The 21,111-nt window shown below is 59.1% G+C and carries 16 protein-coding genes; 9 read left to right on the forward strand and 7 right to left on the reverse strand.

Annotation, left to right across the window (positions count from 1 at the left end; genetic code table 11):
- Position 1 precedes the first annotated feature (1 nt).
- From AC5SEM_RS07720 to tssA, 3 genes are read left to right on the forward strand one after another with little or no spacing between them, the layout of a single operon-like run.
- Positions 2 to 766, forward strand: coding sequence for a DotU/TssL family secretion system protein (locus AC5SEM_RS07720; RefSeq protein ID WP_495472557.1), 765 nt, complete (start codon positions 2 to 4; stop codon positions 764 to 766).
- Complete coding sequence (locus tag AC5SEM_RS07725) at positions 763 to 4,587, forward strand: type VI secretion protein IcmF/TssM N-terminal domain-containing protein (RefSeq protein ID WP_495472558.1); 3,825 nt, start codon at positions 763 to 765, stop codon at positions 4,585 to 4,587. Before AC5SEM_RS07720 ends, AC5SEM_RS07725 begins: the two co-directional genes overlap by 4 nt.
- A complete protein-coding gene (gene tssA / locus AC5SEM_RS07730; RefSeq protein WP_495472559.1) occupies positions 4,584 to 5,666 on the forward strand; it encodes a type VI secretion system protein TssA in 1,083 nt (360 codons plus the stop codon). Before AC5SEM_RS07725 ends, tssA begins: the two co-directional genes overlap by 4 nt.
- Here tssA and AC5SEM_RS07735 read toward each other — a convergent pair.
- The 5 genes from AC5SEM_RS07735 to AC5SEM_RS07755 all read right to left on the reverse strand — a co-directional run bounded on the left by AC5SEM_RS07735 (position 5,663) and on the right by AC5SEM_RS07755 (position 9,204).
- The gene (locus tag AC5SEM_RS07735) at positions 5,663 to 6,631 is read right to left on the reverse strand and encodes a 2-hydroxyacid dehydrogenase (RefSeq protein WP_123593910.1); all 969 of its coding nucleotides are present in this window, start codon (positions 6,629 to 6,631) and stop codon (positions 5,663 to 5,665) included. The genes tssA and AC5SEM_RS07735 overlap by 4 nt on opposite strands.
- Positions 6,632 to 6,801: 170 nt before the next feature.
- Positions 6,802 to 7,230: a hypothetical protein gene (locus AC5SEM_RS07740; protein ID WP_077573406.1), complete on the reverse strand. Its 429-nt coding sequence runs from the start codon at positions 7,228 to 7,230 to the stop codon at positions 6,802 to 6,804.
- 18 nt (positions 7,231 to 7,248) lie between these two features.
- Complete coding sequence (locus AC5SEM_RS07745) at positions 7,249 to 7,728, reverse strand: DUF4822 domain-containing protein (protein WP_077573405.1); 480 nt, start codon at positions 7,726 to 7,728, stop codon at positions 7,249 to 7,251.
- A 348-nt stretch (positions 7,729 to 8,076) separates the two neighbouring features.
- Positions 8,077 to 8,601: a cysteine hydrolase family protein gene (locus tag AC5SEM_RS07750; protein ID WP_495472560.1), complete on the reverse strand. Its 525-nt coding sequence runs from the start codon at positions 8,599 to 8,601 to the stop codon at positions 8,077 to 8,079.
- 219 nt (positions 8,602 to 8,820) lie between these two features.
- Entirely contained in the window at positions 8,821 to 9,204 is a 384-nt protein-coding gene (locus AC5SEM_RS07755; RefSeq protein WP_116031208.1) for a tautomerase family protein, read from the reverse strand.
- Positions 9,205 to 10,178: 974 nt separating this feature from the next.
- On the opposite strand from AC5SEM_RS07755, the gene AC5SEM_RS07760 reads away from it, so the two are divergent.
- Both AC5SEM_RS07760 and AC5SEM_RS07765 read left to right on the forward strand, forming a co-directional pair.
- Positions 10,179 to 11,459, forward strand: a complete 1,281-nt coding sequence (locus AC5SEM_RS07760; RefSeq protein WP_064117620.1) for an HAAAP family serine/threonine permease — start codon at positions 10,179 to 10,181, stop codon at positions 11,457 to 11,459.
- Between the two features lie 139 nt (positions 11,460 to 11,598).
- On the forward strand, positions 11,599 to 13,245 hold the full coding sequence (locus AC5SEM_RS07765) for a SulP family inorganic anion transporter (protein WP_495472561.1): 1,647 nt from the start codon (positions 11,599 to 11,601) through the stop codon (positions 13,243 to 13,245).
- 203 nt (positions 13,246 to 13,448) lie between these two features.
- Here the strand turns inward: AC5SEM_RS07765 and acnB are convergent, their stop codons facing one another.
- Positions 13,449 to 16,058: a bifunctional aconitate hydratase 2/2-methylisocitrate dehydratase gene (gene acnB / locus AC5SEM_RS07770; protein WP_116031200.1), complete on the reverse strand. Its 2,610-nt coding sequence runs from the start codon at positions 16,056 to 16,058 to the stop codon at positions 13,449 to 13,451.
- Positions 16,059 to 16,526: 468 nt separating this feature from the next.
- Here acnB and AC5SEM_RS07775 point away from each other — a divergent pair, with 468 nt between their 5' ends.
- Positions 16,527 to 16,997 carry a DUF1289 domain-containing protein gene (locus AC5SEM_RS07775; protein WP_038366489.1) on the forward strand — a complete coding sequence of 157 codons (471 nt, stop codon included), beginning with the start codon at positions 16,527 to 16,529 and terminating at the stop codon, positions 16,995 to 16,997.
- Between the two features lie 201 nt (positions 16,998 to 17,198).
- Here the strand turns inward: AC5SEM_RS07775 and AC5SEM_RS07780 are convergent, their stop codons facing one another.
- Positions 17,199 to 18,062 carry a universal stress protein gene (locus AC5SEM_RS07780; protein WP_123593908.1) on the reverse strand — a complete coding sequence of 288 codons (864 nt, stop codon included), beginning with the start codon at positions 18,060 to 18,062 and terminating at the stop codon, positions 17,199 to 17,201.
- A 159-nt stretch (positions 18,063 to 18,221) separates the two neighbouring features.
- Here AC5SEM_RS07780 and AC5SEM_RS07785 point away from each other — a divergent pair, with 159 nt between their 5' ends.
- From AC5SEM_RS07785 to AC5SEM_RS07795, 3 genes are all read left to right on the forward strand, one after another.
- Entirely contained in the window at positions 18,222 to 18,827 is a 606-nt protein-coding gene (locus AC5SEM_RS07785; protein ID WP_077573397.1) for a MiaE family protein, read from the forward strand.
- A gap of 248 nt (positions 18,828 to 19,075) precedes the next feature.
- Positions 19,076 to 19,783 carry a response regulator gene (locus AC5SEM_RS07790; RefSeq protein WP_495472562.1) on the forward strand — a complete coding sequence of 236 codons (708 nt, stop codon included), beginning with the start codon at positions 19,076 to 19,078 and terminating at the stop codon, positions 19,781 to 19,783.
- On the forward strand, positions 19,784 to 21,070 hold the full coding sequence (locus AC5SEM_RS07795; RefSeq protein ID WP_495472563.1) for an ATP-binding protein: 1,287 nt from the start codon (positions 19,784 to 19,786) through the stop codon (positions 21,068 to 21,070).
- Positions 21,071 to 21,111 lie beyond the last annotated feature (41 nt).

Below are 21,111 nucleotides of genomic sequence, written 5' to 3' on the forward strand. Positions count from 1 at the left end.
TATGTCGCAAGGAAGTGCCGCAAGCCTTGGGTTGCAGGACGCACCGTTGAGCAGCGCGTTCCGCCAGACGTGGCAGCAATGGCAACAGGACTGGGTGCAATTGCCCAAGGACAGCGAGGACGAAGCGGCGCTGGTGGAGACCGTTGTCGAACTCTCGACACAGGCTTCGCAGCGATTGTGGCGCACCGCTTATGCGCGGGTCGGCGATTCGGCGACCGAGCAGGTCAAGGCACTGGTGTATGCATTCGTCGCGCTGGTCGATGAAACCCTGCTGTTCACACCATGGCCCGGGCAGTCGGCGTGGCAGGACAAACCCTTGGAGTCGCGTCTGTATTCCAGTCGTCAGGCCGGCGAACAAGTGCCGGCGGCGATTCAAACCTTGCTCGACGAGCAGCAACCGACCACCCGCGATCTGGCCAATGTCTATCTGCAGTGTCTGATCCTCGGCTTCCACGGGCGTCTGCGTGGCGAACACAGCCAGGCGCAACTGGAGAAGTGGCGGTTGGCGCTGTACACCTTCGCCTGGCAGGACGATGCCAGTTACGCCGATGTCAGTCAGCGCCTGGTGCAGCCGTCGCTGACCCCGCCATTGCAACTGCCGGTGCGCACGGGACTGCCGGATGGCTTTCGCCTGGCGCTGGGGATTCTGGCGATGGTGCTGTTGCTGACCGGGCTTGGCCAGTTCCTCTGGCGTGACATTCGTTCGGAGCTGGACCCGGTGCTGCAGATCATCGATTCGGTGGCGCCAGCGGAGCAAGACTCATGAGTACCCTGACGATGGTCGTGTGGGGTGTCGCGCTGCTGCTGGTCGTGGTGATCATTGCGCTGGCGGTGTGGTGGTTGCGCACTCAGAGCGGCGCCGCTATCCGCAGTTTCTACGCAGCCGTGCGACAAATGGAGCAGGAGCAGGGCAGTCACGATCGCTATCAGATGCCATGGCTGCTGATGCTCGGCGACGAAACCCAGGGCACGCAACTGGTCAGTGAATGGCGTCTGCAACCGACCGACAAACCGGCGTGGTTCGGCCGCTGGTGGTCGGACCCGGAAGGCGCCGTGCTGGTGGTGCCGCAGGCGTTGTTTCTGCCCGACGACGGCATGCATTTGCAGCGTGGCGGCTGGTGGCGGTTGCTCGGTTTGATCCTGCGGATGCGCAGCAAACGGCCGCTGGACGGGGTGGTCTGGCTGGTGCCGGTCAGTCGCTTGAGTAATCTCGAACAGGCTGCCAGCCTAGGACTGGCGGCACGCCGGCGCTTCATCGATCTGCTGCAACGTTTTGGCCTGAGTGTGCCGGTGTACGTAATCATCACCGGGCTTGAAGAGTTGCCGGGCTTCCAGGAACTGATCAGCGCGCTGCCCGACGAGGCCCGCGAACGTACCCTTGGCTGGTCGTCGCCTTATTCACGCGATGCGGTTTGGCAAGGGCAATGGAGCGATCAGGCGCTCGATCGCATCCATCGCGCTGTGGCGGAAGCGATCATCGAAATCGGCACCTTGTCCGGCCAGTTGAGCGCCGATCTGTACGCCTTGCCGGAGCGTCTGGAAACCTTGCGGCGTGGTTTGCAGAGTGTTCTGGAGCCGGTGTTTCAAGGTAACGCCCAGGGTGAAGCACCGTGTTTTCGCGGTGTCTATTTCAGCGCCAGTCAGGCCTCGGAGGATGCCAAGGATGGATTTTCCGCTGATGACAGCGGCTTGCAGCAAAGCGTCTTTGTGCGCCAGTTGTGGCGCCAGCGTCTGGTCGGCGAGCGCGGACTGGCGCAAGGCGTGCCGCGTCTGTTGCGCTTGCGTCAGCGTTGGCAGCGGCTGACGGCCGGCGTGGCGCTGGTGGTCGGGGTGATCTGGGCGGTGGCGATGCTTTGGGTCTGGCAGGTGTCGGTCAAGGATGCCCACGAACTGGCGCGGCAGATGCAAGGCGCGCAAAAGGGCTACGTGGCGATCAGCGACGAGGCGCAGCGGGTCGACTCGACCCGACGCAACGTGCAGACCTTCTGGCGCGTGCTCGAGCGTGCGCCGCACTGGAACTATGTTTCTCTGGTGTTTCCGACGTCGTGGTTTTCCTCGCTGGACAATCAGCTTGAGCAGCAAGTCTTGCAGTCCACCCAGCGCCACATCATGGTGCCGCTGCATGACCTGTTGAGCGCGCAACTGGCACAGATCAAGGCAATCCGCAGCACCGACCGGCGCAGCAGTGTCGAAAGCGACGACCCGGCGCAGTGGCAGAACTATCTGAAGGCGAACGATCTGGTGGATCGGGCCTTGCGTCTGGAACAGCAGAACCAGTTGTTCAATCAAGTGCAGAACAACCCGCGCGCGCCCCTGGACGACCTGGTGCAATTGAGCAACAACGCGCTGTCACTGAACCTCAACACGGGCACCTTGCCGTATGCGGCGTTCTACAATCGGCTGCTCGTGGCCGGGGAAGACGGCAGCTTGCAGGCACTGGATCTGAGCGTCGACCGACCGCAGATCGTCAGCAACTTTTCCGGGTTGATGCAGCGCTGGCTGGATCAATATTTCCTCGCCGACAACTTTGTCAGCAAGGCTGGCTACCTCAAATTGCATCTGGATCAACTGCAAGCCGGCAGTGGCAACAGCCTGCGGGAGCTGGAAGACCTGACCGCGCTGGTCGACGATCTGCAAGCGGCGATTGCCCTGACCAATTCGACGTGGAGTCGCGGCAAAGGCCAGGAATTGGTGCCGGGTTATGGTGACTTCCTCGCCAAAGTGGGCAAGAGCACATTGTTGGGCGTGCAAGTCCAACAAGACCTCGACACGCAAGCGTCACGCTTGCAGCAGAGCTTTCGCGATCAGTGGATCGCCCAGATCGGCTCGCGGGACAACCTGCTGGTGCAACAAGTCAGCGGGCAACTGGCCTTGCAGGAACAAGTGATCAAGCTGGATAACGCGATACAGGCGCTGTTCAAGCGTGAATTCGTTTCGGTTGCTCTGCGCGACAGTGAAGACAACGTCAACCTGCAAGGCCAGACCGTAGACGGCGATGATCTCAATGAGTCGCTGAAGTATTTCGCCGACTACAACAGCTACGTCGCTGAAGAGCTGCCGCGCATTCCGCCGGCCTATCGGATTGCCCTGCTCAAAACCGCCGAACGCGCCGCCGCTCAGGCGATGTGGCTAAGCCTCAAGGATCACAACGACCAAGCGCATCCTTACGCCGTGTTCAACGTCCAGGCCGAGCAAGCCATGGCCCTGCAGAAGGCGTTTGTCGAGGTGCACCGCGCGGATCTCTCCACACGCCTGCAAGCGGCCCTCAACCGCCGCGCCATGGCGCAGATTACCGGGGGGCTGGAAGACATCACCGCACAGCCGATGTTCGGCGGCCGTACCGAAATCAGTCAGTGGGACGGTTCGAAAAACCTCGGCCTGCAATTGTTTGGCGCCAGTGATGTGCAGGACCTGAAGCTGAGCCTCAAGCAGCAGTTCAACACCATGCTCGGCATCACTGAGCGGCGCACGTCTTCGTTACAGTGGTTGACGACACAGCAAGCCAATCTCTCGGCGCTGGATTACGAACGCGTGACGCAGTTCAGCGCGCTGAACGATGAACTGCGTAAATACAAGGAAGCCAATCCGGCCAGCTCGCCAGCGCAGATCGAACAACTGGTCAGCCGCGATTTCATCGAAATGGACGTCAATTCCTGCCTGCAAATGTTGCAGACCGCCAACCTTGCCGGTGGGCGCGGCACCCTGGCGATGCGCGCGGTCGAGCTGCAACAGGAAGCCATGCAGCGTTGTCAGCAGTTGCAAGTGCAACAGGCGGCGGCCGCGTGGAATGAGCTGGCCAACTACTTCAATCAGTACCTCGCTGACCGGTTTCCATTCGCCAACGGCGTGCAGATGCCGGATGCCGAACCGGCGCGGGTTCAGTATTTGCTGGAGTTGATCGATAAACGCCTGCCGGTCGCCCAGGCCGGACTGGCCACGAATCAGACGCCGGAACGCGTCGCCGCTGAAGACTTTCTCAATCGTTTGAAGCAGGCCAGCACCTGGCTGACGCCGCTGTTCGTGCGCGACAAGAGCGGCATCCTCGGCGTCGAGCTCGACGTGCGCTGGCGCACCGATCGCGATAATGAACAGGGTGCCGATCAAGTGATTGCCTGGGGGTTGCTCGCCGGCAATCAGCAGATCAACTACCCGGTCGCGGCCGAGCAGCCGAGTCTGCGCTGGATGCTCGGCCAGCCGATTCGCCTGACCCTGCGCTGGGCGCGCAACGGCAAGGAACGTCCGGTCAATGATCCGCTGCAACCGAATCTGGTGGTGCGTGACCTGGAGGCCGGTTGGGAATACGGCGGGCCATGGTCGTTGCTGCGGATGATGCGTGCGCACTTCTCGGTGCAGCGTCAGCCGAGCATGGATTACACCGATTTCCCGCTGACCCTGCGCCTGCCCGTGACCGCGTCGGCCAACAGCGTCACCAGCGAATTCACGCGGATGTTCGTGCGCCTGTCATTGATGAGCCAGGGTTCGAAATTGCCGCTGTCGATTGCACCGTTGCCCACCCGTGCGCCGCGCTCACCGTTTCAGGTGACCGGCAGCACTGTCGCCCTTGAATCGCAGAAGGAGGGCTTGTGAGCCTGCCATCGACCGCTGTGCCAGACCTGATTGATCAACTGCTCGCGCCGATCAGCGCGGATGCGCCGTGCGGCGTCGATTTGCGTTATGAGCGTGAGTTCGATCAGTTGCGCGACTTGCGCCGCGAGGATGATGCAAGCCTGCCGACCGGGGTCTGGCAGTCGACACTGAAGCGGGCGAACTGGCCGGAGGTCGAGAAACTCACCACTGCTTTATTGCTCGAACGCAGCAAGGACTTGATGCTCAGCGCCTGGCTCGGCGAAGCGTGGCTGCACCTGCAAGCGCTGGACGGATTGCCCGGCAGCCTCGCGCTGATCGCCGGTTTGTGTGAGCGCTTCCCTGAACACTTGCACCCGCAAGCCGAGGAGGGCGATCAGTCGTGGCGCGTGATTCCGCTGGAATGGCTGGTGCGTCGCTACAGTGAAGTGTTGCTCACTCGCGTGCCGCTGTTCGGCACTCGCAACAGCGATTTCGAAGCTTATACCCTGGAAGTCTGGCGGCGTTTGCAGATTCAACAGGTGCAGGTCAACGACAGCAAGAATGCCAAAAACTCGGCAGAAACTGCACGCAATGAACAGAAAAAACTCAGCGACCAGATCCGTGCCACACCGCTGGCATTCTGGCTGCGCACCCAGGGCAATCTGCTGTTGAGCCTGCAACACCTGCAACGGCTCGACAGCTGGAGCAATGCTTATCTGGGTGAGCAAGGCCCGGGATTACGGCCCTTGCAGGACATCACTCAAGCGTTGCTGAAGCTGGTTCAGGAGTTTATCGCCATGCACCCACAACAACCGGCGCCGCCCGTGCCCGTGGTCGAAGCCACTGCAATCATGACGCAGCCTGAAGAGCCTGCGCCGGTTGCTCAGGTGTTTCGCGAGCCGGCCAATCGTGAGGAGGCCTATCGACAATTGCTGCTGATCGCCGAATACCTGGCCCGCACCGAACCCCACAGCCCGGTGCCGTATCTGATCCGCCGGGGAGTCGAGTGGGGCAACAAACCGCTGAGCGAGTTACTCGGTGAGCTGATCAGTGCCGACGCCGAATCGCGGCGTTTATGGACGTTGCTCGGCGTGCTTTAGTGCACACGCTGGTTGTTGAGTTTCGGTGGCAGCGCGATGGGCGTCAGCACGGGCTCGCCTGAGAAGAACGCCACGAGGTTTTTGCCTACCAGTTCGACCGTGCCTTGCGTCGCTTCCGGTGACAGGCCGGCGACGTGTGGCGTCAGCAGCACGTTGCTCAGGGTTTTCAGCGCATCCGGCACTTGTGGCTCGTGGTCGAACACATCGAGTGCGGCGCCGGCGATTCTGCGTTGTTCAAGCGCAGTGATCAGATCCGCCGTAGCGATGACGCTGGCGCGGGCAATGTTGACGATGAAGCCTTTCGGCCCGAGCGCATCGAGCACCGCGCGGGTGACCAGATGTTGGGTGCCAATGCCACCGGGCGTGGCGACAATCAGAAAGTCCGAAGCCCGGGCCAGTTCGGTCGGCGTCGAGCAGAACGCATAAGGCACATCGCTACGCACCTGGCGGCTGTGGTAGCTGATTTCCATGTCGAAGCCGAGGCTCGCACGTTTGGCGATCGCCAACCCGACGGCGCCCAGCCCGAGGATCCCCAGGCGTTTGCCGGCCAGCGACGGGCGCATGATCTTCGGCCATTCACCCCGGCGTACGGCGGCATCACACCGCGGGATATCCCGGACCAGTGCCAACAACATCGCCATCGCATGGTCAGCCACCGACGAGGCGTTGACCCCGGCGCCGTTGGTGACGGTAATGCCACGGTTGCTGGCGGCTTGCAGGTCGACCTGTTCGTAGCCGGCGCCGATGACGGTAATGATCTTCAACGCGGGCAGGGCGGCGATCTCTTCCGCCGTGAGGCCCAGCGGACCGCGGGTCAGCACCGCATCGATACGGCTGCCTTGGGAGGCAATGGCGTGCGCACGTTCGGCGGGTGTGGGGGCGAGAATCAGGTGGAAGCCCTGATGTTCGAGGATCGGCAAATAGTCATTGATGGTTTCAACCAGTACCAGAACGGTTGCGGGCATTGCGCGGCTCCTGTGAACGTCGGCGGGTTGGTCGCGAAAGTCGTTTCAGAGTGCTGAATCCGCAGCGACTTGGCAATCGTTGTCATTCGCGCAGTGGTGCGTTGATTCTGGACGGCTTCGGACAAGAAGCAAGGCTGGCAGCACACCGGTGATCCGGTGTGCTGCCGACATCATTGAGCCGCTTGGGCTTTGGCTTGCTCAGCCATCGCGATCGGCTTGAAATCGTAGGTCGGATAGAACTCGGTGCGGTAGCTGCCCCAAGCAGTGTTTTCCAGTGCAAGATTCACTTCCGCCAGACGCGAGACAGGAAAGCGCACGGTCACGACCTGGCCGATACCCATCATGATGTTCCAGCTCACCACCTCGACTCCGGCCGGGGGAAAGGTTTTATGGAAACCCTGTTGCGCGAGCTGGGCCTTGAGTTCACTTAATGGTCGGGTTTGATCATGCTTCAGAAACACAGTCAGCATCATCGCGTTGTCGGCAGTGGCGACGGCATTTTTTGCGGGTTGGGTAGCGGTTTGTGCGCTGACCCCGGCGCAATAGACGGAAGAAATCAGTAACGCCGACATCAGCAGGTTTTTAAGTGATTTTTGCATATTGAACTCCTGGTTTTATTATTTGATGACGGACCTGGTTTCTATCGTTCCGGTATAGGGCTCGTGAACGACATGAATGCGAACGAGAGGGTTATTGTCGACCATGTCGCGGGGTACTTCCCGAGAGTAAGTGAATTCGCGGTTGTTCAATGTTTCCAGACGTCTGACCCATGTTCTGGTCGGGCCGATATCCGGCACAAGAATGTGCTGTTGCTGATCGCCGGTGACAAAGAAATAACCGCCGCCGCCGTTGTTGTACTTTGATTCGCCGGTATCGGTGTAAAAGAACTCGTATCGATTACGCTCGGGATCCCAGGTCGATATGCCAACGACGCCGGGGTACTTCGCTTTGACGTCGGTTTCAGGGGCGCCGTCGAGGTAGACCTTGGTGGTCAGCCATCGGGGCGAAGAAGCCAGCTCGCGGACGTCGGCGTTGGCGCTGGCGAGCGGGGCAAGCAGTGCGGCCAACAACAGGCCGGTCATCATGTTCTTCTGCATGCTGTGTCCTCTTGATCACACTTTAATTGCTGGTCGTTAAACTTCAGGGCGATAAAAATATAGACCTGCCGCGGAATATTGTTCAATGGCTGGGTAGTTGTTTGTAACAAATGGCTGGCATTCGGCTTTAAGTAATATTTTGTTGTTGGTTTTTTTTGGCTGTTTAGGCTGTAGGAATATTCTGAAAAGTTGGTGTTTGATTTGCTTGTTTGTTGGTGTTGTCTGTAGTTGAAGTCGCTGGCACCCTTAATTAATTACACGATGCTGTAGGACAGAGGATGCCGTAACAAATGTCTGGTTGACGCAACCGCAGCAAGTCAAGTTGCGTCAACTTCAGAGTGGATTTCCTTAGAACGTCACTTCAGCGCTGTCGATCAATCGTGCAAAGGCGGCACCGAGCGTAGCGTTGTGATGTTTGATGATTGCTTCGGCCGATAGCTCGGTTGTGTCCATGCAGGTGTGGGCGTCGGTGACCAGCAGTGGTCTGAAGCCCAGATCGGCAGCGCTGCGACAGGTGCTGTCGATGCAAAACTGGCTTTTCATACCGACCACATAGAGCTCTTCTACCTGTGCGGCTTTGAGTTGCTGCGCAAGGTCAGTGCCATGGAAAGCATCGGGACGGGATTTGTCGAAGAGGGTGTCGATGTCTGCGTCCAGCTCAAGCGCTGGCAGTAATTGCCAGAAAGGACTGCCAGCGGCAATCGGTGAGCCGTCCGGGCCGGTGTGGCGCACGGCAAAGATCGGCACTTGAGTCGCGCGGGCCTGAGCGACCAGGCGCTGGATGTTGGCCAGAACCCGTTCGCCCTGGTAGGGCTTTTCCGGTCCGTGGAACAGACCAACCTGCATATCGATGATCAACAGTGCTGCGGGCATGGTGTTTCTCCTTGGGGGCTGCAGATGCCGCACGGACGGGAGAAACAACAAGGCCCCGTCCATTGCTGGCGGGGCCTTGGGTTTGCTGCGCTGGGTTTACCTCAGGCAGAAACACCACGACCCGCCGGTGGCGGTCGTGGTGGTACGGGTGAGTTGCAGCGCGCGAATGTTCATGGGGCCGATCATGCTGGCACCGATGCCGGGCTGTCAATCACCCGCTCAAGTGACGTATTGCGCAATGCCGTTACCGAATGACCAGTTCTCTTTTTTCACCTCCACCAGATTGATGAAGACGTCTTCCAGGCGCACCGCCAGTTGGGTGTGCAGGCTTTCGGCGATGGTTTTGAACAGCAACTGTTTCTTCTCTATCGAGCGCCCTTCGCTGATGGTGATCTGAATGAACACCACGCCATCACTGCGCTGGATCCCCAGATACTGCGGGTCGTAAACGAGGTGCTGACTGTCGTGCTCGGTGAGGATCTGGAAGTTGTCGTGCTCGGGCACATCGATACAACTGCGCAGGGCAGCGTAGATGTGCTCGCCGATACGTTTGGCGAAAGTGGGGTCGGGGTTTTGCTGGATATCGACGCGAACCAGTGGCATGGGAAGGCTCCGCAGGGCAGGGGATTCATCTCACGCTAGATCAAGTGGGCCAAATTGAAAGAATAGGGCGCTTGATCTCTGCGCATTACCTAAAAGTCTCTATTTGAGGCGACCTACCTGATCTGAGGAATTTACCTACGAAACCGCCAGACTCGTCTGCTACCTGGCAAGTGATGAATGCGAAATCATCAGGATCCAAAGCAGCCTGTTCAGTCACTGCCAACAGCCAAGGAAGGCAAATGCTTCAGAATGATCGGGAAAATCTGGAACTCGAAAGGCTACAAAACGAATCACGCAAGCTCATTGTCGAGAGACGCAAGCTTATGGCTGAGGAAAACAAACTAAAGCGAGAGAGATTCTGGTACCCGGTAGCAGTAGGCACGGGGCTGCTAACTGCGATTACTGCTGTATTCGGAATGTTGACCAGGTTTTAAATGAAGCGCTTCACCCATCATGGTTTGCGATCAGGCGTACCGGCTGCTCAATAACGTTTTACATAACAGATTGGTCTCGCGACTTAGCAAAGGACGTTAAATATGTACAGAGAAGACCCTGAAGCCAGAGTTGAACGACTTCGACGAGAGGACGCCGAGTTTGCTGAAGAGGCCAAAGGTCTGTCCCCAGCGGAGATTCGCTCAGAATTATTCAGGTTCGGTATGGGGGCAGTGTTTGCGCTGGTCGTCATCACAATCGGGACGATGATTCTTCGTGTGATCTGAAATGTTTTCCTGACGGGCGCGCTTGTCGCTGATACGGGCCAAAAACGACATTCGACGTAGTTGTGGACGACAGCAATTTTCCAGAAAACGACATCCCACTGATCTGCTCCGCACAACCATTCCTCAGCTAAGTCTTTGCTTCTGCTCATTTATCGCGGAGAATCGCGCCCCTGTTTCGGCCGGAGCATGTCTGTCGGTTTTTTCCGACGCGTCCTGACCGAGTGGCAAGTGACCGGAATGCGGAGATCCGACCGGATGAATGATCAGGCCAATAGCGTCGAAGAGCGCTTTGATGCAGCAGCACCCGCTGAACTTTCGAGCTGGAATCGCCAGGACACCACCTGGATGTTGGGGTTGTTTGGAACGGCCATTGGCGCCGGTACCCTGTATTTGCCGATCAACGCAGGCCTGGGTGGCTTCTGGCCGCTGGTGGTCCTTGCGCTGTTGGCGTTCCCGATGACGTTCTACGCTCACCGCGGTCTGACCCGTTTTGTGCTTTCCGGTCGCGAAGGCGCCGACATCACTGAAGTGGTCGAACAGCATTTTGGCATCAAGGCTGGTGCGTTGATCACGCTGCTTTATTTCTTTGCGATCTTCCCGATCCTGCTGATCTACAGCGTCGGCTTGACCAACACGGTCGCCAGTTTCCTTGAGCATCAATTGCACATCACACCGCCGCCACGTGCGCTGCTGTCGTTCGTGCTGATTCTTGGTTTGCTGGCTGTGGTGCGTTGCGGCCAGGAGGCGATCGTCAAGGCGATGAGCCTGATGGTGTACCCGTTCATCGTCGCGCTGCTGTTTCTGGCGGTATACCTGATTCCGCACTGGAACGGCGGCATCCTGACCACCGTTTCGCAGGTGCCGCCGCCGTCGGCGCTGCTGCACACGCTGTGGCTGGCGATTCCGGTGATGGTGTTCTCGTTCAACCATTCGCCGATCATTTCGGCGTTTGCAGTGGATCAGAAGCGTCAGTACGGCGTGCATGCCGATGAGCGCAGCTCGCAGATCCTGTTCCGCGCCCATGCATTGATGGTGCTGATGGTGCTGTTCTTCGTCTTCAGTTGCGTGCTGACGTTGTCGCCGGAGCAATTGGCGGAAGCCAAAGAGCAGAATCTGTCGATCCTGTCGTACCTGGCCAACCACTTCAACAATCCGACCATTGAGTTCGCCGCGCCGTTGATCGCGTTTGTCGCGATCTCCAAGTCGTTCCTCGGTCACTACATCGGCGCCAGTGAGGGCCTGAAAGGCTTGATCGTGAAGAGCGGCAAGCGTCCGAGCGCCAAGGCACTGGATCGCATCGTGGCGGCGTTCATGCTGGTGATCTGCTGGATCATCGCGACCCTGAATCCGAGCATTCTGGGCATGATCGAAACCGTCGGCGGCCCGGTAATCGCGGCGATTCTGTTCCTGATGCCGATGTATGCGATTCGCAAGATTCCGGCGATGGCGCGCTATCGTGGTCAGGCGTCTAACGTGTTTGTAACGGCGGTAGGTCTGGTAGCGATTTCGGCACTGGTTTACAAGCTGACGATGTAAAAGTTCGCAGCCTGCGGCAGCCACTGCCTGAATCCCTGAGCAGACGCTGCACAAGGCTGCGATCTTTTGTTTTTGAGCTACAGTACGCCGCTGCGCATCACCGATGCGCAGCGGTTTTTTTTCGTCTGGAGACAGTGGATTGTCGAGCCTCGCGCCACCTGTTGCACCCATCAATCGCTGGCAGGACGTGCTCGCCGGCCTGTCCATCGCAGGCCTCTTGCTGCCCGAAGCGGTGGCGTATTCGACCATCGCCGCGCTGGCGCCTCAGGCAGGGGTGATCGCTCTGTTTGCCGGGTTGCTGTGTTATGGGGTGTTCGGCACCAGTCGTTTTGCGATTGTGTCGGCGACGTCCTCGTCGGCCGCAGTGCTGGCGGCCGCGACGGCGACGCTGGCCAATGGTGACACGCAATTGCGCTCGACCCTGGCAGTCGGCCTGGTGTTGGTCACGGGCGGCTTGTTTCTATTGGCCGGGCTCTTTCGTCTGGGCAGTGTCACCGCCTTCATCGCCAAACCGGTTTTACGCGGATTTGCCTTCGGCCTGGCGCTGACGATCATTCTCAAACAGGTCGCCAGCGTGGTCGGCGTGCATCTGACTGACGCCAATCTGGTGCGCTTCGCCCCGCAATTGCTTGAACAACTGCCGCAATGGAACTGGCCAGCCGCCGCTGTCGCTGCTGTTGCGCTGGTGTTGCTAGGGTTGTTTTCACGATTCCCTCGGTTACCCGGTGGCTTGCTGGTGGTGGTGATCGGCATCGTCGCCGGGCAATGGCTGAACCTGCCGGCATACGGCGTGAAGATGATCGGCATGATCGACCTCAGCCTCGAAGTGCCCAATTTGCCAGTGCTGCCGTTCGCCGACTGGCTGCGTTTGGGCGAGGTAGGGTTTGCGCTGGTGATGATTCTGTATGCGGAGTCGTATGGCTCGATCAGTGCGTATGCGCTCAAGCATGGCGACCGCGTCACTTCAAACCGCGATCTGCTGGCGCTGGGCGCGTCGAACCTGCTTTCCGGGTTGTTTCATGGCATGCCGGCAGGCGCCGGGTATTCGGCGACTTCGGCGAATGAAGCAGCGGGTGCGACGTCACGCTGGGCCGGCGCGGTGGCAGCACTGGTGGTGTTGATCATCGTGCTGACGGTGTTGCCATGGATTGCCCTGACGCCGGAGCCGATCCTCGCCGCGATTGTCATGCATGCGTTGGGTCGTGGCTTGAGTTTGCAGCCGCTGGGCCGGTATTTCATCTGGCGCCGGGATCGTTTGCTGGTGATCTGCGCAGTCTCTGCCGTGCTGCTATTGGGCGTGCTGGACGGCTTGCTGGTCTCGGTGGCGATCAGTGTGCTGTTGATGCTCAAACAGATGTCGGCGGCGGATATTCAGGTGCTCGGGCGGATTGATGGCGGGCACGATTTTGTTGATGTGCAGCGTCATCCCATTGCCCAGACGGAGCCTGGCGTAATGATCATTCGGCCCAGTGAGGCGTTGTTCTTTGCCAATGTTGAACGAATTCTGGGGGCGGCGTTAAGACTGGTCCGCCATGCAGAGGTGCCGGTGCACACGGTGATTCTGAGTCTTGAAGAGACGCCGGACCTGGATGGCACCAGCATTGAGGCGATGCAGGAGTTTTTCTTGCGGGTGCATCAGGAAGGCAAGCGATTGATTCTGGCGCGGCTCAAGCATGAAGCGCTGACGGTGTTGGACGCTTTGCCTGAAGTGCAGGCCAACGGTGTGATCCTCAGCGGTTTGAGCGTCGATGGCGCCGTGCAGAAAGCCCTCAAGTTCAACCCATAACTCTATGGGGGAAATGCAGTTCTCCTGTCTGGCAAAAATCAAATGTGGGAGCGAGCCTGCTCGCGAAAGCAGTGTGTCAGTCGATGTAACTATTGGATGATGAATCGCTTTCGCGAGCAGGCTCGCACACAGGGTCTATATGTGAGGCATAAAAAAACGCCGCACATCTCACGATGGGCGGCGTTTTTCATTGCGTTGTAACGTTAGGCTTGAACGACCGGGATGTTGGCGTTCGCAGCAGCTTCACGGAACTCGGCGATCTGGTCGAAGGACAGGTAGCGGTAGATATCGGCCGCCATGCTGTCGATCTTGCCAGCGTATTCCATGTACTCCTCGACGGTCGGCAGGCGACCCAGGATCGAAGCCACGGACGCCAGCTCAGCCGAAGCCAGGTAGACGTTCGCGCCGTCGCCCAGACGGTTCGGGAAGTTACGAGTGGAAGTGGACACCACGGTAGCGTTTGGCTCAACGCGTGCCTGGTTACCCATGCACAGCGAGCAGCCCGGCATTTCCATGCGTGCACCAGCCTTGCCGTAGATGCCGTAGTAGCCTTCTTCGGTCAGTTGGTGAGCGTCCATCTTGGTCGGCGGCGACAGCCACAGACGGGTTGGCAGCTGACCCTTGACCTGATCCAGCAGTTTACCGGCAGCGCGGAAGTGACCGATGTTGGTCATGCACGAACCGATGAACACTTCGTCGATCTTCTCGCCAGCAACGCTGGACAGCAGACGGGCGTCGTCCGGATCGTTCGGCGCGCACAGTACCGGCTCGCTGATGTCGGCCAGATCGATTTCGATGACTTCGGCGTATTCGGCGTCGGCATCGGCTTCCATCAGTTCCGGGTTGGCAACCCAGGCTTCCATCGCTTGAGCACGACGTTCCAGGGTACGCGCATCGCCGTAGCCTTCGCCGATCATCCAGCGCAGCAGGGTGATGTTGGAGTTCAGGTACTCGGTGATCGACTCTTTCGACAGCTTGATGGTGCAACCGGCAGCCGAACGTTCGGCCGAGGCGTCGGACAGTTCGAACGCCTGCTCCAGGGTCAGACCTTCCAGACCTTCGATTTCCAGGATGCGGCCGGAGAAAGCGTTTTTCTTGCCTTTCTTCTCAACGGTCAGCAGACCGTTCTGGATGGCGAAGTAAGGAATCGCATGAACCAGGTCACGCAGGGTGATGCCAGGTTTCATTTTGCCTTTGAAGCGCACCAGGATCGATTCCGGCATGTCCAGCGGCATAACGCCGGTGGCCGCAGCAAACGCAACCAGACCGGAACCGGCCGGGAACGAGATGCCCATCGGGAAACGGGTGTGCGAGTCACCACCGGTACCGACGGTGTCTGGCAGCAGCATGCGGTTCAGCCACGAGTGGATGATGCCGTCGCCCGGACGCAAGGAAACGCCGCCGCGGGTCATGATGAAGTCAGGCAGGGTGTGGTGGGTGGTCACGTCGATCGGCTTTGGATAAGCCGCGGTGTGGCAGAACGACTGCATCACCAGATCAGCCGAGAAGCCCAGGCACGCCAGGTCTTTCAGTTCGTCACGGGTCATTGGACCGGTGGTGTCCTGAGAACCCACGGTGGTCATCTTCGGTTCGCAGTAGGTGCCAGGGCGGATGCCTTTGCCTTCTGCCAGACCGCAAGCCTTGCCGACCATTTTCTGCGCCAGGGTGTAACCCTTGGTGCTTTCGATCGGTGCATCAGGCTTCTTGAACAGGTCGAACGCTGGCAGACCCAGTTCGGCGCGAGCCTTCTCGGTCAGGCCGCGGCCGATGATCAGCGGGATACGGCCGCCGGCGCGGACTTCGTCCAACAGCACCGGAGTCTTCATTTCGAAGGTGGTCAGGACTTCGTCGGTGCCGTGTTTGCAGACTTTGCCAGCATGCGGGTACAGGTCGATCACGTCGCCCATGTGCATGTTGGAAACGTCGAACTCGATTGGCAGTGCGCCGGCATCTTCCATGGTGTTGTAGAAGATCGGAGCGATTTTGCTGCCGAAGCAGAAACCGCCAGCGCGCTTGTTCGGCACGTAAGGAACGTCGTCGCCGAAGAACCACAGCACCGAGTTGGTCGCCGATTTACGCGACGAACCGGTACCGACCACGTCACCGACGTAGGCGATCGGGAAGCCTTGACCGCGCATTTCTTCGATCTGCTTCATCGGGCCGATGGCGCCCTGCTGATCAGGAACGATGCCGTCACGGGCCATTTTCAGCATGGCCAGGGCGTGCAGCGGGATGTCTGGACGCGACCAGGCATCTGGAGCAGGGGACAGGTCGTCGGTGTTGGTTTCGCCGGTGACTTTGAAAACGCGCAGGCTGATCTTGTCTTCCAGCGTTGGGCGGTTTTTGAACCACTCGCCGTCAGCCCAGGATTGCAGCACGGCTTTAGCGTGAACGTTGCCGTTCTTGGCTTTCTCCGCGACGTCGTGGAACGCATCGAACATCAGCAGGGTGTGCTTGAGTTGCGCGGCAGCGACTGGCGCCAGCTCGGCGTCGTCCAGCAGGTCAACCAGAGTGACGATGTTGTAGCCGCCCTGCATGGTGCCGAGCAGTTCTACAGCGCGCTTTTTGTCCAGCAGAGGGGAGGAAACTTCGCCCTTGGCCAGTGCAGACAGGAAGCCGGCTTTGACATAAGCCGCTTCGTCCACGCCTGGTGGAATGCGATTGGTGATCAGGTCAACGAGAAATTCTTCTTCGCCAGCCGGAGGGTTTTTCAGCAGCTCGACCAGGCCTGCTGTTTGTTCGGCGTTAAGCGGCTGGGGAACGATACCCAGGGCTGCACGCTCTTCGATATGTTTGCGGTAGGCTTCAAGCACAGTTATTACCCTCATCAGTGGTCCCAAATGGGTGTCCGGGACGCTCATCCCGAAATTGCCGTACTCATGCTCCTCACGACGTTGTGGGTCGTTCGGCCAGAATTACCGGCAATTCCTTACAGAAGCTGCTTTCAAAGTTTTACGCCTGCAGAACGGGGAGCTGATGAGGGTTGGCGCTGGATTTTTCCCCGCTGGAAAAATCCCTCGCCAACACCGCTCTGAAGGAACGACTGTGCTCGTGACGCTTTGAAAACAGCTTCTAACGGACATTGGCGCCTTAAAAGGCTGGCTGATTCTACGGCAAAAAAAATTTAAAGGTAAGTCGCGCTCTATTGGACTTTCGTGGCAATGCGCGCGGCCGGGTCAAACGCGCGGTACGGCTGAGACCCTGATGTTTGAGGGGTGATCAATGGCCGACAAAGGGCTAACATGCCGACCTGTTCCGCGTTTCAGTGTTTTGCCTATCTTATGCCCAATCAGACCATCAAGACCCCCTGCGTCGGCCTCTGCTCCACTGTTTACGGTGATCTGGTGTGCCGTGGCTGCAAGCGTTTCCACCACGAAGTGATCCATTGGAATGGATACAACGAGGAGGAAAAGCGCGCGGTGTGGCTGCGTCTGGAGCAATTGCTGTCACAAGTGATGGCGGGCAAGGTCGAGATTTTCGATTCGGCGCGCCTGCGCGAGCAACTGGAACAGCGCAAGATCCGCTTTGTGCCGCATCAGTCGGAATATTGCTGGGCGTATCAGCTGATTGCCCGGGGTGCGCGGGTGATCATTAATCTGGAAGCGTACGGGATGGTGCTGCTGCCGGAGTTTCGTGACTGGAACCTGCCGGAACTGCGCGATGCCATTGATCGGGAATTCTTCCTGCTGTCGGAAGCGCACTATCAGCGCTACATCGCCCCGGGCTTTTTGAAAGACGCTTTCGGCGCCTAGAAGCTTCGCGAGCAGGCTCGCTCCCACATTTGGAATGCGTACCCCTGTAGGAGTGAGCCTGCTCGCGATGGGGCCGGTACATTCAACATAGTCTTCGGCCGATACACCGCCATCGCGAGCAGGCTCACTCCTACATTTGGAATGCGTACCCCTGTGGGAGCGAGCCTGCTCGCGAAGGGGCCGGTTCAGGTACCGCAATTCTTAATGCTTCACCGCCAACTCCACCAAATGATCCTCAACCTCCTGCGGCTTGAGCACCAGCACATCGCTTTCCAGCGCATCCAGAATCACTTCCGCCGTATTCCCGATCAACGCCCCTGACAACCCGGTACGCGCCACCGTGCCTATCACGGTCACCGCCGCCTGCAGCTTGTGCGCCATGAACGGAATCAACACATCCGCCGGGCCTTCCTCGATGTGCAGGTGCTCATCATCGACATCGAATTCCGCCTGAAACGCCCGACATTGCTCGCGATAGCGCGCTTCGATGGTTTCACTCAGTTGCAGCGTCGGGTCCGCTGCTGACAGCATCGGCGATGGATGCGCCGCGATCACATGCAGATGCGCTTTGGCCAGACTGGCAATGTCGTAGCCATGATCAATGATCGTCGTGTGCAAATGCCGGTGCTCGCCATCGGCATTGCCGACATCCACCGCCGCCAGAATCACTTTGTCCTTCCACGAACCGGCGGTTTTCACCAGCAGCACCGGGGTAGGGCAGTGGCGCAACAGTTTCCAGTCCGCCGGGGTCAGCAGGGCTTTTTTCAGTGAACTGTCCGGAAAGTGCTGCTTGATCACCAGCCCGCAACCTTCGGCCTGCTGCACATCGATGATGGTTTCATGCAGGCTCTCGTTCCACGCCTGCTCGGTGGTCACGCTGTAGCCATCAGCCACCAGCGCAGCCTTGAGTACGCCAAGCATGCCGGCATGATCGTGTTTCTTGTCGCACACCAGCAGGTGCAGATGGGCCTGGGTCACGCCCGCGATCAGCTTGGCGCGCTTGAGCGCCAGGCTTTCCGAATGTTCGGGTTCGATGACCACCAGAATGCTGCGAATGGCTTGCATGAGCGGAGTCTCCAGCAAAGAAAAGGCACGGCGTTGCACAACTATAGTTGCTGCTTGATCGTGCGCGACTTGATGCATATCAACGCCAGCCGCTGGTGGTCTGCGGACAGGCCGGTATAATCGGCGCCCTTCGCTCGAACACCTTTTACCGTGAGCCCCATGATCCTTCCCGAAATCCACGAATTCCTTGGCTGCCGCACCCCCGACGCCTGGGTTCAGGCCGCACTGGCCGATCAGGACACCCTGCTGATCGACCACAAGAACTGCGAGTTCAAGGCTGCCAGCACCGCCCTGAGCCTGATTGCCAAGTACCATTCCCACGTCGACCTGATCAACATGATGTCGCGTCTGGCCCGGGAAGAACTGGTGCACCACGAGCAGGTCATGCGCATCATGAAACGGCGCAAGATCGAACTGCGCCAGCTGCATGCCGGTCGTTACGCCTCGGGCTTGCGCAAGGTTGTGCGCAGCCACGAGCCGGTGAAACTGGTCGATACGTTGGTGGTCGGCGCGTTTATCGAAGCGCGCAGTTGCGAGCGGTTCGAAGCGCTGGTGCCGCATCTGGACGAAGAACTCGGCAAGTTCTACTTTGGCCTGCTGAAAAGCGAGGCGCGGCATTTTCAGGGTTATCTGAAACTCGCCTATCAGTACGGTGATGCGAAAGATATTGCTCAGGTCATCGACAAGGTCCGCGCCGCCGAGCAGGAACTGATCGAATCGCCGGACGAAGAGTTTCGCTTCCACAGCGGTGTGCCTGCCATCTGACGTACCTGTAGCTGCCGCAGGCTGCGATCTTTTGATGTTGTTTTTTAACAGCCAGATCAAAAGATCGCAGCCTGCGGCAGCTCCTACACTTATGGCGATCATCGGGTGAATGTTAAAAACTCTTAAGAGTATGAAACATCACCGAAAACCGGCCCCAGCGGCCGGTTTTTGCTGTCTGAAGCAAACGCCTTCAGCGCGATTGCCGCCATAATGCCGACCACTTCACACTTGGGTGGCAGACGGTCGTTATGGATAACCTGGGTTTTGGCAAAGTCCTGTTGGTGGAAGACGATGAGCGCCTCGCTGCGCTGATTGCACACTTTCTCGAACAACACGGCTACGAGGTGCGCACAGTGCATCGCGGTGATCTGGCCGTGGCGGCCTTTCTCGAATTCAAGCCGAAAGTCGTGGTGCTCGACCTGATGCTGCCGGGGCAGAGTGGTTTGCACGTGTGCCGCGAGATTCGCAGTGTGTCGGACACGCCGATCGTGATTCTGACCGCCAAGGAAGACGATCTCGACCACATTCTCGGTCTGGAATCCGGTGCCGATGACTACGTGATCAAACCGATCAAGCCGCCGGTGTTGCTGGCCCGGTTGCGAGCGCTGCAACGGCGCCAGGTGCCCGACAGCCACGTGGTGAGTTTTATCGAGTTCGGCCAGTTGAGCGTCGACCGCAGTTGTCGGGAAGTGCGGCTGGCGGGCGAGGTCATCGAAATGACCACCATGGAATTCGAACTGCTGTGGTTGCTGGCCAGCGCCGCCGGCAAGGTCCTGTCGCGTGACGACATCCTCAATCGCATGCGCGGGATCGCCTTCGACGGCCTCAACCGCAGCGTCGACGTGTACATCAGCAAGTTGCGCAACAAGCTCAAAGACAACCCCCGTGAGCCGATCTGTATCAAGACCGTGTGGGGCAAGGGTTATCTGTTCAATCCGTTCGCGTGGGAGCTGTAGATGCTGCGGTTATTTTTCGGGCTGTTTCTGGTCATGACGATGGGGCTGGTGCTGGCCTTGCAGACGGTCGAGCGTACCTTCGATGCCTTGCTCGATTATCAGATGCAGGACTACAACCGTGAGGCCGTGCGCGGACAGGCCTGGACGTTGGGTCAGCAATTGCGTGAACTCGACGGCCCGGCCCGGGAAAACCAGCTGAAAACGATTCGCCCGCATTACGGCTTGGGACTGACGCTGGTCGACGCCTCTGAACTGGCACTGAGCGAAACGGAAAAAGCCGAGCTGGCCAAAGGGCTGCTGGTGATCCGTGACAAATACACCCAGTACATTTCCGCGATTGACGATGGCCCGCAATTACTCAGCATCCGCTTGCCGGCCGAGCCGAGTCTGATGCCGTTCTACATCGCCGGCGCCTATCTGATGATTGCCGTGATGATCGGCATCGTCCTGTTTTTCTGGGTGCGTCCGCACTGGCGCGATCTGGAGAAACTGCGCCTCGCTGCAGAGCGTTTCGGCGATAACGATCTGTCGGTGCGCATTCAACTGTCGAAGCGCTCGAACATCCGCGATCTGGCCGAGCACTTCAACCTGATGGCGGCGCGCATCGAAGGCCTGATCGCCAACCAGCGTGAACTGACCAACGCCGTCTCCCACGAACTGCGCACGCCGATTGCGCGGCTGTCGTTCGAACTCGACCAGCTCAAACAGCAACCGGACGCCAGTCAGAACCGAGAGCTGATTGCCGACATGTACGCCGACCTCGGCGAACTCGAGGAAATGGTCTCGGAACTGTTGACCTACGCCAGCCTCGAGCGCGGCGCAACGGTGATCAAGCGTGAAAACATTCAGGCTGCCAATTGGCTCGACAGTGTGGTCGGCAGTGTCGCGCTGGAAGCCGAAGCGGCGGGCGTGCAGTTGCTGATCGGTGATTGCCGGCTCGACACCGTGCGTATCGAGCCGCGATTCATGGCGCGAGCGGTGATCAATCTGCTGCGCAACGCGATTCGCTACGCCGAGCAGCGGGTTGAAGTGACACTGGTGCGCACCGGTGATTATTACGAAGTGCGGGTCAACGACGATGGGCCGGGCGTGCCGGTGCATGGGCGGGAGAAGATCTTTGAACCGTTTTCGCGACTGGATGCCAGTCGCGATCGGCGTACGGGTGGGTTTGGTTTGGGACTGGCTTTGGTGCGCCGGGTCTCGCAGTCCCATGGCGGGCAGGTTGAGGTGGGGGATTCGGCTTGGGGTGGGGCGTCGTTTCGGATGACCTGGGCGCATCTGGATTAATGCTGTGATCTGTGCCGGCCTCTTCGCGAGCAGGCTCGCTC

The sequence above is a fragment of the Pseudomonas sp. CH61 genome (assembly GCF_059429415.1).